Source organism: Neobacillus bataviensis (assembly GCF_019969725.1).
The window spans coordinates 1-14411 of the sequence record NZ_JAHXYW010000012.1 but is presented as its reverse complement, the minus strand read 5'-3'; the positions used below and the strand labels follow the sequence as shown (position 1 = coordinate 14411).

At 34.8% G+C, this 14411-nt stretch carries 19 protein-coding genes; 12 read left to right on the top strand and 7 right to left on the bottom strand.

Features of this window, described 5'->3' with window-relative positions:
• Positions 1-47 precede the first annotated feature (47 nt).
• The 3 genes from LC455_RS23690 (at position 48) to LC455_RS23680 (ending at position 1164) form a co-directional block, all read left to right on the top strand.
• Positions 48-194 (top strand): hypothetical protein, encoded by a 147-nt coding sequence (locus tag LC455_RS23690; protein WP_223594641.1) that lies wholly within the window; start codon positions 48-50, stop codon positions 192-194.
• Positions 195-306: 112 nt separating this feature from the next.
• Complete coding sequence (locus LC455_RS23685) at positions 307-777, top strand: hypothetical protein (protein ID WP_223594635.1); 471 nt, start codon at positions 307-309, stop codon at positions 775-777.
• Positions 778-975: 198 nt separating this feature from the next.
• Positions 976-1164, top strand: coding sequence for a hypothetical protein (locus LC455_RS23680; protein WP_088087141.1), 189 nt, complete (start codon positions 976-978; stop codon positions 1162-1164).
• A gap of 428 nt (positions 1165-1592) precedes the next feature.
• On the opposite strand, the gene LC455_RS23675 is transcribed toward LC455_RS23680, so the two are convergent.
• Positions 1593-1799 (bottom strand): DUF1657 domain-containing protein, encoded by a 207-nt coding sequence (locus LC455_RS23675; protein WP_223594630.1) that lies wholly within the window; start codon positions 1797-1799, stop codon positions 1593-1595.
• Between the two features lie 218 nt (positions 1800-2017).
• Complete coding sequence (locus tag LC455_RS23670) at positions 2018-2188, bottom strand: hypothetical protein (protein ID WP_223594626.1); 171 nt, start codon at positions 2186-2188, stop codon at positions 2018-2020.
• A gap of 257 nt (positions 2189-2445) precedes the next feature.
• Between LC455_RS23670 and LC455_RS23665 the strand changes: the two genes are divergently transcribed.
• The 3 genes from LC455_RS23665 (at position 2446) to LC455_RS23655 (ending at position 4770) form a co-directional block, all read left to right on the top strand.
• Positions 2446-2655, top strand: a complete 210-nt coding sequence (locus tag LC455_RS23665) for a hypothetical protein (RefSeq protein WP_223594623.1) — start codon at positions 2446-2448, stop codon at positions 2653-2655.
• A 284-nt stretch (positions 2656-2939) separates the two neighbouring features.
• On the top strand, positions 2940-3965 hold the full coding sequence (locus LC455_RS23660; RefSeq protein WP_223594622.1) for a DUF3231 family protein: 1026 nt from the start codon (positions 2940-2942) through the stop codon (positions 3963-3965).
• 256 nt (positions 3966-4221) lie between these two features.
• The gene (locus LC455_RS23655) at positions 4222-4770 is read left to right on the top strand and encodes a DUF3231 family protein (protein WP_223594619.1); all 549 of its coding nucleotides are present in this window, start codon (positions 4222-4224) and stop codon (positions 4768-4770) included.
• Positions 4771-4933: 163 nt separating this feature from the next.
• Here LC455_RS23655 and LC455_RS23650 read toward each other — a convergent pair whose 3' ends face one another.
• Positions 4934-5848, bottom strand: a complete 915-nt coding sequence (locus LC455_RS23650; RefSeq protein ID WP_223594617.1) for a DMT family transporter — start codon at positions 5846-5848, stop codon at positions 4934-4936.
• Between the two features lie 401 nt (positions 5849-6249).
• On the opposite strand from LC455_RS23650, the gene LC455_RS23645 reads away from it, so the two are divergent.
• From LC455_RS23645 to LC455_RS23635, 3 genes are all read left to right on the top strand, one after another.
• The gene (locus LC455_RS23645; RefSeq protein ID WP_223594615.1) at positions 6250-7476 is read left to right on the top strand and encodes a phospholipase D-like domain-containing protein; all 1227 of its coding nucleotides are present in this window, start codon (positions 6250-6252) and stop codon (positions 7474-7476) included.
• 362 nt (positions 7477-7838) lie between these two features.
• The gene (locus tag LC455_RS23640) at positions 7839-8480 is read left to right on the top strand and encodes a DUF421 domain-containing protein (protein ID WP_223594614.1); all 642 of its coding nucleotides are present in this window, start codon (positions 7839-7841) and stop codon (positions 8478-8480) included.
• A gap of 173 nt (positions 8481-8653) precedes the next feature.
• Positions 8654-9091, top strand: coding sequence for a VOC family protein (locus LC455_RS23635; RefSeq protein WP_223594613.1), 438 nt, complete (start codon positions 8654-8656; stop codon positions 9089-9091).
• Positions 9092-9314: 223 nt separating this feature from the next.
• On the opposite strand, the gene LC455_RS23630 is transcribed toward LC455_RS23635, so the two are convergent.
• From LC455_RS23630 to LC455_RS23620, 3 genes are all read right to left on the bottom strand, one after another.
• Positions 9315-10481: an MFS transporter gene (locus tag LC455_RS23630; protein ID WP_223594968.1), complete on the bottom strand. Its 1167-nt coding sequence runs from the start codon at positions 10479-10481 to the stop codon at positions 9315-9317.
• A 511-nt stretch (positions 10482-10992) separates the two neighbouring features.
• Positions 10993-11511, bottom strand: a complete 519-nt coding sequence (locus tag LC455_RS23625; RefSeq protein ID WP_223594612.1) for a GNAT family N-acetyltransferase — start codon at positions 11509-11511, stop codon at positions 10993-10995.
• Between the two features lie 24 nt (positions 11512-11535).
• Positions 11536-11988, bottom strand: coding sequence for a MarR family winged helix-turn-helix transcriptional regulator (locus LC455_RS23620; RefSeq protein WP_223594611.1), 453 nt, complete (start codon positions 11986-11988; stop codon positions 11536-11538).
• Positions 11989-12169: 181 nt separating this feature from the next.
• Between LC455_RS23620 and LC455_RS23615 the strand changes: the two genes are divergently transcribed.
• The 3 genes from LC455_RS23615 (at position 12170) to LC455_RS23605 (ending at position 14259) form a co-directional block, all read left to right on the top strand.
• On the top strand, positions 12170-13255 hold the full coding sequence (locus LC455_RS23615; protein ID WP_223594610.1) for a right-handed parallel beta-helix repeat-containing protein: 1086 nt from the start codon (positions 12170-12172) through the stop codon (positions 13253-13255).
• A 133-nt stretch (positions 13256-13388) separates the two neighbouring features.
• Complete coding sequence (locus LC455_RS23610) at positions 13389-13841, top strand: C40 family peptidase (protein ID WP_223594609.1); 453 nt, start codon at positions 13389-13391, stop codon at positions 13839-13841.
• A gap of 130 nt (positions 13842-13971) precedes the next feature.
• Positions 13972-14259: a hypothetical protein gene (locus LC455_RS23605; RefSeq protein ID WP_223594606.1), complete on the top strand. Its 288-nt coding sequence runs from the start codon at positions 13972-13974 to the stop codon at positions 14257-14259.
• A 56-nt stretch (positions 14260-14315) separates the two neighbouring features.
• Here the strand turns inward: LC455_RS23605 and LC455_RS23600 are convergent.
• Positions 14316-14411: IS3 family transposase (locus tag LC455_RS23600; protein WP_223591631.1), on the bottom strand; the 96-nt coding region annotated here is incomplete at its 5' end.

The window sequence follows — 14411 nt, the reverse complement described above, 5'->3', positions numbered from 1 at the left end:
AATTAAGATAACAATATTAATGAACAAATCCAAAAGGGAGAATTGAGATGACTAAGGATGAGCTGATTTCAATAATCAGTAAAGAATTAACAAACAATCCCCAGCGAGATAGTTTAGATATTGCGAAAATGTACAATATTCCAACAGTTATTGTTCAAATATATAAAAGATGGATAATAAAAGAATTAACATAGGGAAAGGGTGTCATTTTGGCAGCTTTTCTTGTTCGAATAACGGGGCAGAATAGCTACATAACGGAGGAGATATAATAAGTTTAATAATTCCTTTGGAAAAAGGGGTATTAATATGACAATGAAAAATCAGTGGTTACTTAATATTGTAATGATAGTACTCTCATGGCTTACAATGCCTTTGTTAGGATGGCGGACTATAAGGAGGTTTTTACCAGCATCAATCCTTGCTGTTCTAATGTGTAGTTTGGATGCCCTAATTGGAAAAAAGCGCAAATGGTGGTCATTTTATAATAAACCACAGTCCTTAATTCAAAATGAATTTCCTTTTCTCATAGGTCCAATGTTGGCGATGTCTTTATGGACATTAAAATGGGCATACGGAAATTTTAAAAAGTTTATTATTTTAAATGTTATTGGCGAAGCAATTTTTGTATTTCCTATTACAAGGGTATTTACAAAATTAAAACTATATAGATTAGTTCAATTTAACGAATTTCAATTCTTTCTATATTTCTTTTACAAGGCTTTTTTCTTATATGGATTTCAATACCTTTTTGAAAAATGCAAAAAAACTAGTGATTAGTTAAGTAACGGGTGCGGCTCTTCAAGATGAAGGTTGCCTTTTATTGTTCCAAAAGAAAGATTGTGAAATATTATACTTAAACTATAGGGTGCTTTAGTTGAAGAAGCCAAAAGGACCTAAATGGTCCTTTTTATATTTGGTAATAAAATACGAATTTCATTTATTGTATTGGAAATACTATCTGTCGAGGTGAAATAAATGAGCAGATTTAAAGTTGTGTTTGAGAATACAATCCAAAGTGGTGGGTTTTCATTGGAGCAGTATTTGATAACATTACATCAAGAAAAAGATATGTTGGATTCATTTGATGGTCATGATGATTACGAGTTGGACATGAGGTTATTTGAAGGGGAGATTCAGAAAGTTAACCGATTGTTGGAGAGCTAAGGCTCTCTTTTTTATTTTCTTCTTCAACTACCATGAAAATTAACTTCTGTTAGATCCGAAAAATGGCAATACTTAAATAGACGCAGCTCAATCAACTTTTTAAAAGGGGAGGAGCGTCTGATCTTTGGTGTTTACTAGTTAATGGATTAGGAAACTTCTGTTATCGCAACGGTATAGGCTGCGGCAATCTCTTTTTAATTGTACTAACGGATGCAGTATAGTTTAACAAGAGGATTCTCTTTTAAGTCACATTTGAGGTAAAGGGCGACAAAAAAAAGAAGCTCCATATGGAGTCTTCATTTTAGTTGCCTGGAGTGATGGCGGTTTTAACAGATATACGTTTTGAAATTGTTTCCAAAGTATTATATGGAACTTAATTGATAATGTTAATTCCAAATAATGGTAAATACCACTTTGTTTAGACAAAATTATTGTTGTTTGTATTGTGGTTCCTCGGCTTGGATTTCTTGAAGACGTGGTTCAAGACTATCAAGAACAGATTGTGTTTGTTGTGCAGCTTGTTGATAAAGTTGTTTAGCGTTTTGGTTGTCAGTTGCTAAAGCGAAGGCTTCAAAGCTTGCCTGTGCACCTTTTAAACTTGCTAAAGCTGTTTGAACGTCTTTTCCAACTGTCATTTAATAACCTCTTTTCTCAATAAAATTGAAATTACAAAAGTAGTATGTGGAATATTTAGTAGCTTATGTATTGGAGATTTACTAATTACAAACTAATACAAAACCATCCTAAAAAGGATGGTTAAGGAAAATGGACCAGATTTTATTATGTAACATCATATGCAAATTTTGATTATCTATATTTAGGCAAGAACACAATTTTCAATATTTTGGATGATTTATTTCCCCCATAATTTTTTAACATTAAGCGGTACTATCTCTCTTCCATTTATTTGTTTATGGATAATGGGATTTTTGAAGGGGTCATAATTATTTCCACTACCTGCTATAGAAAAACGGGCACGTACATCAACACCTAGAATATTTTTAACGTATTTGTTGATCGTCATTTTAATCATCTCCTTCATTTAATTACTAAATATTATCTTTCTTGGGAATAAAAAAATTCAAAAAAATTTTTGTTCACAAATACGGGATATTACGCAATAGAAATTAGGGGACTTGTTTAACTAACGGGTGCAAGAGTTGAAGGTTGGGACTACTGCGGCGATACCCCTTTTCAATTTTGAGGTAGTTTTTACCTTTAATAAAAATTAAATGTAGGGTGATTATATAGAAGTAATTTAAAACAAAAGGAGAGATTCTCATGACTCAAATTGATGTAAATCAACTAAATCGAGCAAAAGCAAATGTATCACTCACGCAGGAATTGTTAACAAAAGCAATTGAAAAGGCAAATTCAGATCCTGCACTTGCTCAGGAAGCGATTAAACAGGCTTCGAACGAAATTTCGTCTGCTTTAACTGCCGTAACTCAAGTAGAAAAGTCATCACAAGCCCCATCGACAGAATTATAATATCGTTTTTGAATGAAATACTAGAAAAGTAGTTGTAAATCCCCTTGACAATGTCAGGGGATTTTATTATAAGGATTAATTGCTGATTGTTCTTAAACTACTTACATAGGCAAGATAAGATTGTGAAATATTGGGTACTTACACTAACGGGTGCGATTGTTCAATAAGAGCATTCGCTTTTTCTTGTTCCGCTAACGGAGGAGGTTAGTTAAAGTAAAAAATCACATAATTAATCCTTTTTTGGTTAATAGTACAAAATAAAGTATTATTTTCGGAGGATTAAGATGCCCGAATTTATAAAGGAAGAAACCCCTCATAACATAAGATTAACTGCACCTGAAATTGCTAACATTTGGTCACAGTATCAGAGTGATACGATGGCAAAATGCATTTACAAACATATGCTTCAAATTGTTGAAGATGCCTCTATTCGTCCGATTTTAGAATTATCTTTGAAATTAGCTGAGGGGCACATTTCCAAAATAAAGGATTATTTTTTACAAGAAAAATTTCCTATACCCCACGGATTTACTGAGGCAGATGTGGATTTGTCAGCTCCTCGTTTGTTTTCAGATGAATTTTGCTTATCTTATACCTACATAATGAGTGTCAATGGTTTAGCTGGCTATGCCGCCGCTTTAACAACAAATATGCGTCGGGATATAAGGGAGTACTTTGTACATTGCCAAAATGAAACAATGGAACTTTTTAACAAATCATTAGATTTACTATTGGAAAAAGGTATTGTATCTAGACCACCATTTATTAACCCTTCCGAACAATATGAGTTTATTGAATCCCCTAATTTTATTGAAGGTATATTCCGAGGGAAAAGACCGTTAAATTGCATTGAGTTAAGTAATATTTACTGGGATTTGAGAAAAGTTCAGTTAAGTAAATCACTCACAATGGGTTTCTCTCAAGTGGCTAAATCTCAAGATGTTAAGAACTTTTTATGGCGTGGCGTAGAACTTTACAAAAAACACATTGAGACGTTGGAGGACTTATTGAACAATGACCATCTTCCAAAGCCAAAATCGGAGGAAGCGGAAGTTACTAATTCAACAATTTCACCTTTTTCTGATCGTCTTATGATGCATCACAAGGCTCTTTTAGGTTCTACTTCCATCGGTGTTTATGGTTCAGCCATAGGTACCAGTCAACGGACAGACTTAGGAATAAAGTATTTACTCCTTTTTACGGAAATGGCACAGTATATGAAAGATGGATTTGATATTATGATTAAATACAAATGGGCTGAACAGCCACCTTTGGCAGATGATAGAAAGAAATTATCAGCACAACAATAATATATTTGTGAAGGAATGTACTTACACTAACGGGCTAAGAGCTCAAGAAAGATCGCTGCGGCGGTCTTTCTTTTTTCACTAACGGTGCAGTTTAGTTAAAGATGAAATGTGAGTGCTTCTTTGCTATTTAACCTCTATTTTTGTCCAACTTTTATCAATTCTTTTTTAGTTTCAAATTTTGCAGGTGTTGTCCTTTGAATAAAAAATCTTTCTATACAAAAAATATGTGTATTCTACCAGCTCAGGAGGGATTCGCATGGTAAATATGTTGGAAACAGTTATTGATGCCATGAAATCACTGACAGTACAAGACCAAGACCAACCGCTTCATGTTGGAGAAGTAATGTCATGTTGGATTTACTTAGCAGGACTTGAACTAGCTAAAGTATCTGTTCAAGCAGGAATAAATACGACGACAGATGATGAACTAAAAGCAATTCTTGAAGAAGATATGAAATTAGGAACCAGTCAAAGAAAACAACTCCATGATTTCATGATTAAGGAAGGGATTCCACTGCCTGCCGCCCCTGAAGAAATGCCAAAATCAGACCCTAACAGTATCCCTCTCGGTGTTAAATTAACGGATGATGTAATAGCAAACGAATTATCTTTAAAAATCGTAAGTTTAATTATGCGTGCAGCGGGTGCTGCCTCTGAATCGATTCGTACAGATGTTGGTTTATTATTTATTCAGTTTCAAACAGAAAAATTTGCTTTCGCAACTAGATTAAAACATTTAATGCGTAAACGCGGATGGATTAAAGTACCACCTTTTTACGTTCCACCCGGTTCCCCACAAACATAAAGTTAGAGGGAGCATTAGATAGTTATATATGAAAAATCTTTGTAAGCTAAGAGTGAATTTGATAAAAAGAATACAGCTGCCATTTAGGCGGCTTTTATTATTGAAATAAATGTTAAACAAGGATTGGAGTAATTATAATAGGTTTATTTTCAATGATAACTTGCTAAAATTTTTGATTTCTAAGCTGTTCCTTGTTCTTGACCAACATCTGCTTAAAGTCCACTTCCATAAGAATAATGGATAGCATAATAAGCATTCCTCCAACAACTAACTGAACTGTAAATGATTCAAAGCCAAACATTACTGAAAAAATACTTCCAAAAGCTCCTTCAAGCATCATAATTAATCCAGCAGTTGTTGCGGAAGTATGCTTTTGAGCTACAACCTGAACCGTTTGACCAACAAACGAACATATAATTCCCATATATAACAATGGCACTATTGCAACAGACCAATTGATACTAGTAAGCTGTCCTTCCTCTACGAAGAAGAAAAAAGCCAACCCCCCTATGGCTTGGACAACTCCAAGCATAAAAGCTACAATGCTGAAATCAGTTGTTCTTGCTCCGTAACCGAGATATACAATAGAGGCTGCATAAAACAGGGCACAAATAAAAGAATAAACGTCACCGATATTTATGTTTATTGCTTTGTTTAGTATTCCAGTTAATATAGTCATTCCAAGTAAACAAAAGGCAATGGAAACAAAGCTTTTTACTGGGAGTTTCTTTTGATATAGAACCCAAGCCAAGAAAGGAATAATTACTACATATGTTGCTGAAATAAAGGCGTTATTGGATGGAGTCGTGTACTGAACACCAATGGTCTGTGTAATAAATCCGCCAAAATTAAGCAATCCCGCAATGAGCCCGACTTTAAAGTCCTTAAGGGTCATTTTAATTATCTTTTTATAAAAAAACATAAATACTAAAACAACAAAGAGAAAGCCTCTGGAAAAATTTACGAATCCCGGAGATACATTTGCATCTAGAGCTATTTTTGTTACAACAAACCCAGAACCCCAAAGTGCCGCAGCTATCAAGAGTAGCAGGTTTGCCATTGACTTTGTCATTTTCATTTGTTAATTCTCCTGTTCTTATTAATAAAAAATCCCGCCTCTTAAGTAAAGAGGCGGGAACGATCTACTCTTATACAGTTTTCATTGAAAATCCAACGATAATTAGTAACGGAATTGATTTTCCGACACACCCCAAATGGAATTTTGGGGGTTTTTAAGAAGAAAATTAGCTTTCGTATCCCAAACAATTCTTCTTTATACACTTTTGATTCATCTTTAATTTACTAAATTATCTTTATGTAATCAACCCATAGTTTTGATGTTTATGATAGATATTCTAAAAATATCGCCTTCCAAATTATTGATAACATTATGTATAGAAAGACGTTCTAACGGGATAGTTTTGTCCCGATAACAGAAACTAACAGAATGAAAACGATAATATATAAAGGAGATTACATATGTTGAAAAAGATACCGAAAATCCTTCAAGTACTCCTAATTGTATTTATCGGCGCATGTTATGTTTTGCTTGTTTGGGGTAAAATTGACAGAACAGCAGCCGAAAAAAGGATGGTATTTGACCAGCAGCCCATCCAATACCCGATTCGTCAAAGTAATATTACTTTGTATACGGAGGGTAAACAGTTAAACAATCAATTATTCTCAGATATAAGGAAAGCAAAAAATTACGTGCATATCAACTTTTTCTCTATTGCTGATGATAAAGTAAGTCATCAATTTCTGGATTTATTGAGACAAAAAAGCCAGGAAGGTGTAGAAGTATATTATTCAGTGGATAGTCTGGGTGGAATTTTACTAAAGAAAAGGGAAAGAGAATTATTGGTTAAAGCAGGAGTGCATTTTACGTATTACAATAAGCCTGCTTTTCCATATCTTTTTGCTTCTTTGGATCGTCGGAATCATCGCCGTATTTCAATTATTGATGGAAGGATTGGGTACATTGGTGGATTTAACATCGGCAAGAAGTATTTAGGAGAAAAAGTAAAACTCGGTCACTGGAGAGATTATCACCTTCAAATACGAGGAGAAGGAGTTCAAGATCTAGAACATCAATTTGTGTTAGACTGGAGGAAAAACTCAGCTCAACAGATCCCTATCCACAGCGCGACAAAGGAAAAGGGAGCAACCTTGCATCGATTTACTTCATATTATAGCGGAGTAAAACTTGGGCAAGATTATGCAATGCTGTTTCATCAAGCAAAAGAGTCCATCGTTATAGTAACACCTTATTTTATATTAAATGACAGAACTATTTGGAACTCATTAGTGGATGCAAGAAAAAGAGGAGTTCGTGTTAAAATTCTGTTCTCACCTCATTCGGATGCACTGTTGGTTAAAGAGGCAGCGTATCCATATATTCGAAAAGCATTAAAACAGGGAATAGAAGTATACGGTTATAAAAAGGGCGTGATACACGGTAAAGTATTCTTGATTGATAAAAACGTATTGATGGTAGGGACCGTAAATTTTGATTCGCGCTCGTTTCATTTAAATGAAGAAATGAATTGCTATATCCATGACCCTGTCTTTATTTCTAAAATAAAGCCAGTCATCAATGAAGACTTCCAAAATTCAAAGCGAGTAACATCCTCTGATGTCAATCAATTATCTATAAAAGAAAAACTGAAAGAAAAGTTTGCAAAAATGATTGAGTATTATTTGTAAAAACTAAGTACTTTTATTTTAAGGAGTAGTAGTGTTGAAATTGAGCTTCATGGATGGCGAACGGGTGCTTTCCTTCAATAAAAATCAGCAATGATCTTCCACTAACGGGTGCAAGAGTTAAAGATTGGGATGGCTGCGGCGATCTCTTTTTCTTATTATGCTAACGGGGCAGGACAGTTGAGGAAGGCTTAACTAAAGTTAAGAGCGATAAAGTGCAAAAGTGAGTCAGTGGAAAGATACAATCCTCTTCTTCACTTTTGTAATTTTTTCTATGTTTTTGCTTTTTGAAGATTTGGATAATAGAGGGAAATTTGGGGAAGATATCTGTAACTCTGTTTAATTGAATGGTGGTTATTTATTATATGATATGGGATTATATTTGGAAGGCGATTTTGATTGTTCTTGAGGGAACAGTGCTTTTGAGGGTGGCAGGTCGGAAAGCAATTTCTCAAATGTCATTGGCTGAAGCTGTTATAATGATTGCAATTGGAACTTTACTTATTCAACCTGTAGTGGGAAAAAATATTTGGACAACCTTTTTGGTTGCTAATGTTCTTATCGGAACACTTTTAGTAATTGAATTTATACAAATAAAATCTGACAGTTTTGAAAAAATGATTACAGGTAAAGCGATGGTGGTAATTGATAACGGTGCTTTGAATGAAAAAAACCTGAAGAAACTTAGGTTATCGGTGGACCAACTTGAAACGAAACTTAGACAAAATAGTGTATCTAAAATAAGTGACGTTAAATGGGCAACCCTGGAACCAAATGGTCAATTAGGTTTTGAGTTGAAGCACGATGCTCAACCTGTAACGAAAAAGGAATTTGATGATTTCAAACATACTATCGTTAATTTGATCCCTAGTAATTCGCAACTTACTCATATAAACGAAATTTTAAACTTGATAAACAAACAGTACGAGGTCGAAAGTCAAGAGGACATTTTCGAAGAGATTAAGAATAATGAACATAAAATCCCCCTACCAAAGCATTTACAATAACGGGGTCAGATCCCCTGCTAGGAACCTACTGCCGTAGATACGGCTTTTTTTATTGATTAACGGGGAAGGTTTGTTAAAGAAGGATATTTTCTGTTTTCAGCGAATTAGAATTTCAAACAAACCTTACACGAATACAGGTATTGAAAATAACAGGAATATAGGAGGTACGAGATATGAAGATCAATAGAATAGATCATGTGAGTATAAACGTAAATGATCTTTCAGAGGCTAAAGCGTTTTTTCTTGATTTAGGACTTGAAGTGCAAGCGGAATGGGAATTGGATGGAGAACAGTTGGACAGAATAGTTGGGCTTAATGATGTTAAAACGGCATGTGTAGGATTGGGGATGCCAGATGGTCAGGCATGGATAGAGCTAGTCAAATTTTACACGCCGTCAGATGAAAAAGATATTCAGCAACCTTTGGCAAATACGCTGGGTATCCGACATATTTGCTTTGCTGTTGAAGATATTGAAGCTATTGTTGCAAAATTGAAAAAGAAAGGCACGGAAATCTTTAGTGAGATACAGCGATATGAAGAAAGTTATAAGTTATGCTACGTTCGTGGTCCAGAGGGAATTATTTTAGAGTTGGCGGAGAAAATCAGATAAATATTGAATGGGACTTTAAATGATTTAGATCTCCAACTTTAAAGATTTCTTCTTAAACTATAGGGTGCTTGAGTTAAAGAAGGATTGCTGCGGAGATCCTTTAAGAACTGATATAATGAAATATTTAGAAAAAAAAGCATGGATAAAACCCACGCTTTTAACATTAGGATCTGATCTGATGGTTCTCTAAAGTGTTTTAAATATTTTTAAAGAACGTAATATTTCATTCATTTTCCAATCTATCATTAGGCAAAAAGAAGGCAAGAATGGAACCAGCTAATGGAAGTAGGGAAAGGATTGTAAAAACGGTAGCTACGCCAAAGGCATCTGAAATGCCACCCATGAAGACAGAACCAATCCCACCAGCTCCTACACCGAATCCAATCGATAGACCAGAAGCCAACCCAATATTTTTAGGTAACATGTGTTGCATATAAACAACACTTACTGAAAAAGAGGAAAGAACGCAAAATCCGAAAAATAACAAATCTATAATGGAGAATACCCCATGTAAATAGGGAAAAATAATAGCAAAAGGAGTAGCAAGTAACATAGAGGTGACAAGTAAACGTTTCATCCCTATTTTGTCCGACCAAATCCCGCCGATAAAAGTACCAAGTGCTCCTGCTCCAACAAAGACAAAACTAAGTATTTCGGACTGTTGGATGGATAAATCATGCAAATAGAAAGGTAAAAAGATGACAACTCCTATTTGGCACCATGAACGTAAAATGATGACGCCACAAAGGATGGTTGCTCCCATTATATTGTTGGTTCCTTTTAATTCCTTTTTACGAATAACATTGGATGACTGTAATTTTTGTCCTAACCATGGAAGTATTTGTCCAGTCAAAAAGATAGAAAGGATGGCGACAGGGATGAGCCAAAGGAGTCCGTGGATTCCCGAATGTGTGACATAAATGGAAACCAACAAAGGACCGAAAGCTTGGCCTGAATTACCGCCTACTTGAAAAATGGCTTGAGCCAATCCCTTTTTAGAACCAGCAGCAAGATGGGTCCCGCGAGAAGCTTCGGGATGGAAGGCACCGGAACCAAGTCCTGAAATAGAAATAAAGAATAGTAGCCATGGAAGTGATGGTGCAAGACCAGTTAAGGCTAGACCCATAATGGAACAAAAAACGCCTGCTGGAAACAGCCAAACTCTAGGTTTGCGATCCGCTAACATCCCGAAAAGAGGCTGTGAAACGGATGATGTTAAATACGAGAGTAAAACCACTAAAGTAGACTGGGTGTAATTCAAATGAAAAAAATGTTTGTATAATACCACTAAAGCTGGAACCATTCCTGTGGTCACTAAATCATTCAAAAAGTGTGCTCCAGAGAAAGTAAAAACAGCTCGACGAAAAAGAGGTTCTTCACTTTTGACCATTGGTTGGGGCGCTGTTGCCAACGTAAACATCTCCTATGTAAATAATTAATTTATATAAGCAATAGTTATTTCATTGTACCACGAGCTCTTATGTTTGGTTTCTTAAATAAAGCAAAATTTCCTTCGACATTCTTCTAACGTATTTTGAGAGAAGAAATGAGTATGAATGCGGGTAGAAGCCAAAGTTAATTAAACGTCTGATTAAAGGCGAAGAATCGGGAATCTTATTGAATTCTGTCAGTCTTGAAGAAATTTGTCTTTTTTACAAGGTTGATGCGATTTTTTCTGGTATTTCATAAACATTTTTCGATAGGTTTCCATCACATAAATCCTTCTATAGCGGGGTTATTCATGGTTTTAATCAAACGATTAATTAATATAGCACATAAGGAATTTCCCCGAAAATAATCGATTGATGTGGAAAAACGAATGTCTTAGGATAGATATAATTGGGTTTGAAAATATGCCAATCTGAAAAGAGCTGCCAATTTGGCAGCTCCGTTTCGTTCTGTTATACGAGTGTTTTGGTCATGATAAAGTCTATTTGTTCATCATCGCCCATATAAAAAGAGTGGGCTCCCGTTTGCACAAACCCCATTTTTTTATAAAAAGCAATTGCATTTTCATTATTTTCCCAAACGCCTAGCCAGATTTTCTTTTTATTACCTTCCATCGCAATTTCCACAGCTTTATTAAACAGATATTTACCAAGCCCGTGCTTTTGAAATTCCTTCTTTATATAAATCCTCTCGACTTCTAGTGATTCCTCACCCATTTCTTCAGACTGAGCATCATTGGTATTGACCTTTAGATATCCAGCGACTTCATTATCAAAATATACAAAAAAGAATTGCGAAGAAGTATTGGATAATTCTTTTTCTAATTGTGGTATGTTAAAGGCCTTTTCCAAATAGGCATTCATATTTTCAGCTGAATTCTGCTCCTTAAATGTCTCATAAAATGTTTCAGAACTAATTTCTTGCAGCTTGCGTGAATCTTCAAAGGTACATGGTTTTATATTTATAGTCATTTATAGTTGTCGCTCCTCTATATATTAATAATTTCTCTTGTTTCCCTTTTTGACATATTCCCAGTCTTTTTCTATATTCTTTCTTACTTTTTGAAGAAGATTAAAAATGGATTCTATTTCTCCTTCGGATAATCCCTCTAATGCCACGATATTGGAGTAATCATTTTCTCTTTTTATAAATGGATAAACATGTTTTCCTTTCTCTGTTGGAAAGAGCTTGTTAATTTTTTTGTTATGTTGATCGTCTTTCTTTTCAATAAAGCCATTCATTTCAAGTTTTTTCACAGCCCGAGCGGCTGTTGTTCGATCTACTTTTATCATCTCTGCTAACTTTTCTTGAATGATTCCAGGGTTTTCACAGATTCGCACCAAGTACAAATACTGCCCTTTTGTAAGGTCATATTCTTTGAATTCAATATTACTTATCGAATCTAATGCCCTTGCAATCATTCCAATTTCACGGAGAATTTCCTTCATAAGTAACTCCTTTTTTCAAAAAAATATGTTGCAAATGCAATAAAATTAGCATGTATTAAATGTAACTTAACTTTGTTGTATTTGCAACAAAAAATAATGACTCCATTTAAACCCTTGTACCTTTCAAATTGCAATGGACATGCATACCAATAGCATTAACTAATTTTGGAGGTACAGATACATGAGTATAATCGTGGTTCCTAGAGATTTTCCTACAATTCAAGCAGCGGTAACAGCTGCACAGCCAGGTGATTTAGTCTTTGTAAAAGAAGGAACGTATCATGAAAGTGTAAACGTATTTAATAGAGGGTTAGCGATTATCGGGGAGAAAGGAGCCGCTCTTGACGGGAATCATTCATTGCCTTTTGGATTTAGAGTGGGCCAATCCTCCGCAAACCTAGCCTCTGGTATTGAAATAAAAGGTTTTACTATCCAAAATTACATTCAAAGTGGAATATCAATAGAATTTTGCGATTTTGCGTATTGCTTAGAGAATGTGATTAAAAATATCAAAAATGATGGTATCTTCATTAACCAAAGCGTTGTCTTTACGAATGGAGCTACTCATTTATTTAAAAAAAATAAAATAACGAATATTGGTCAAAACGGATTCAATATTACGGATCCTAACATCAATGTAATGATTCAAAATGAGATAAAAGACGTTGGAAAGAATGGCATAAATATAAATGTTACTCAATCTACAGTTCCAGTTAATCCTTTCACTTCAATCATTCAAAATAAGATACAAAAGGCCGGACAAAATGGAATCGTTTCAGCCGAGCAGGCTTTTTCGGGGTTAATATTTCAAAATGAAATTCAACATACTGGCAGTGATGGAATATCTTTAAATAATGGAACCATGTCCATCATCGAAAATAATATTACAAGATCAAAAGGGAATGGAATAAGAATAAATAATCCTTTTAGCTCGCTTTATCAGTTGAATATAAGTTTTTGGAACGCAGAAAGTGGCATTTCGATTATTTCTCCAGCCAATGTTCCAACTCAAGGATTTAATTATATTGAAGAAAATCGTACGTCGAATAATAAGAAAGATGGAATTCTGGTTAATCAAAACAACAATTTTATTATTAGGAATAAAGCGAATGAAAACGATGATGATGGACTTGATTTAAACTCCAATGATAATGAAGTGGTTGAGAATATTGCTTGCAATAATAGGAATCAGGACATCGAAAATAGTGGCATGGGGAATTCATTGTTTAGGAATAAGGATTGTGAGCAGGATGAAAGCACTAGTTAGCAAAAAGCGGAAAGAGGTTGTGCTGAAATTATATTAGAATAACTTTGTAATATAATTATCATCTTGTTGTGATGAGTCTGTCATACCTTTCTAGTATAGTGAACGTATCAACTCACACTAGGAGGTAACAACCATGCTAAAGAAATTCATCGTAGTTTTTACTATTATAGCTTCTTGTGGCTCTTTGTTCGCCGCCAAGGGTGAAAAAGCGGAAGCAGCTTATAATTATCATACAGCAGCGATTTCGATTGCGAAATCGAATATAGGAGTTCCATACCGATGGGGCGGGATGTCTCCAAGTGGTTTTGACTGTTCAGGTCTTGTAAAGTATTCTTACGGAAAAGCAGGAAGAACACTAAATCGCACGGCAGCTCAAATGTATTATGGAAACGGATATCGACCATCTAATTTGCAAATAGGCGATTTACTATTCTATGGACCAACCAAAGCAAGCGCCCCAACCCATGTTGCCATCTATATTGGATACGGGAAAATGATTATGGCATCATCCTCAAAAGGGGTCATGATCACCTACACAAGCAACCCATATTGGCATGCTAGATATATTGGAGTAAAGCGAGTATAAAGAAGACCATCACTGACGATGGTCTTTTTTTCATTTAATCTAAAAAAAGTGGCAGGTAAATAGAGGAAGGAACTACATAATATGTACAGAAATATAATGTTTAAAATGAAATGTTTGGGGAGGCAAGAAAATGGAGATATATATTGCGATTGGTATGATCGCTTTAGTAATCATACTTACTTCACTCATTCGAACCTTCTTATATAGGAACTGGAAATTAATTTACACTGCATTCGGCAATGAGGAATACTTCAGGATAATTGCAAAATTAAAAACGGAAGGAATAAAGTATAAAACGGTAACGCCATACAGCTTTGATAATCGGACTAACCAATTTAAGGATAATACGCAATATGATATATACGTAAAAAAAGATGAGGAACATTTAGCGGTTAAATCGTTGCAAAAAAGAAATTAAGCAAGCAGAGAGCAGGCTGCCATTATGATGTGACCCCCAAAAGTTAGAGTTTTATATTAAGCAGCTAATTGGCTGGTATGGGTACGGTATTGAACCGGACTCATGCCTGCCAATTTTTGCTTTATACGCTTGTTATTATAGTAATTGATATA

Coding starts and splice junctions, on each gene's coding strand:
- LC455_RS23605 (WP_223594606.1), top strand. CDS start 13,972: ATGGAGATATATATTGCGATTGGTATGATCGCTTTAGTAATCATACTT.
- LC455_RS23635 (WP_223594613.1), top strand. CDS start 8,654: ATGAAGATCAATAGAATAGATCATGTGAGTATAAACGTAAATGATCTT.
- LC455_RS23615 (WP_223594610.1), top strand. CDS start 12,170: ATGAGTATAATCGTGGTTCCTAGAGATTTTCCTACAATTCAAGCAGCG.
- LC455_RS23625 (WP_223594612.1), bottom strand. CDS start 11,511: ATGACTATAAATATAAAACCATGTACCTTTGAAGATTCACGCAAGCTG.
- LC455_RS23670 (WP_223594626.1), bottom strand. CDS start 2,188: ATGACGATCAACAAATACGTTAAAAATATTCTAGGTGTTGATGTACGT.
- LC455_RS23675 (WP_223594630.1), bottom strand. CDS start 1,799: ATGACAGTTGGAAAAGACGTTCAAACAGCTTTAGCAAGTTTAAAAGGT.
- LC455_RS23610 (WP_223594609.1), top strand. CDS start 13,389: ATGCTAAAGAAATTCATCGTAGTTTTTACTATTATAGCTTCTTGTGGC.
- LC455_RS23685 (WP_223594635.1), top strand. CDS start 307: ATGACAATGAAAAATCAGTGGTTACTTAATATTGTAATGATAGTACTC.
- LC455_RS23690 (WP_223594641.1), top strand. CDS start 48: ATGACTAAGGATGAGCTGATTTCAATAATCAGTAAAGAATTAACAAAC.
- LC455_RS23650 (WP_223594617.1), bottom strand. CDS start 5,848: ATGAAAATGACAAAGTCAATGGCAAACCTGCTACTCTTGATAGCTGCG.
- LC455_RS23645 (WP_223594615.1), top strand. CDS start 6,250: ATGTTGAAAAAGATACCGAAAATCCTTCAAGTACTCCTAATTGTATTT.
- LC455_RS23630 (WP_223594968.1), bottom strand. CDS start 10,481: ATGGTCAAAAGTGAAGAACCTCTTTTTCGTCGAGCTGTTTTTACTTTC.
- LC455_RS23620 (WP_223594611.1), bottom strand. CDS start 11,988: ATGAAGGAAATTCTCCGTGAAATTGGAATGATTGCAAGGGCATTAGAT.
- LC455_RS23680 (WP_088087141.1), top strand. CDS start 976: ATGAGCAGATTTAAAGTTGTGTTTGAGAATACAATCCAAAGTGGTGGG.
- LC455_RS23665 (WP_223594623.1), top strand. CDS start 2,446: ATGACTCAAATTGATGTAAATCAACTAAATCGAGCAAAAGCAAATGTA.
- LC455_RS23655 (WP_223594619.1), top strand. CDS start 4,222: ATGGTAAATATGTTGGAAACAGTTATTGATGCCATGAAATCACTGACA.
- LC455_RS23640 (WP_223594614.1), top strand. CDS start 7,839: ATGATATGGGATTATATTTGGAAGGCGATTTTGATTGTTCTTGAGGGA.
- LC455_RS23660 (WP_223594622.1), top strand. CDS start 2,940: ATGCCCGAATTTATAAAGGAAGAAACCCCTCATAACATAAGATTAACT.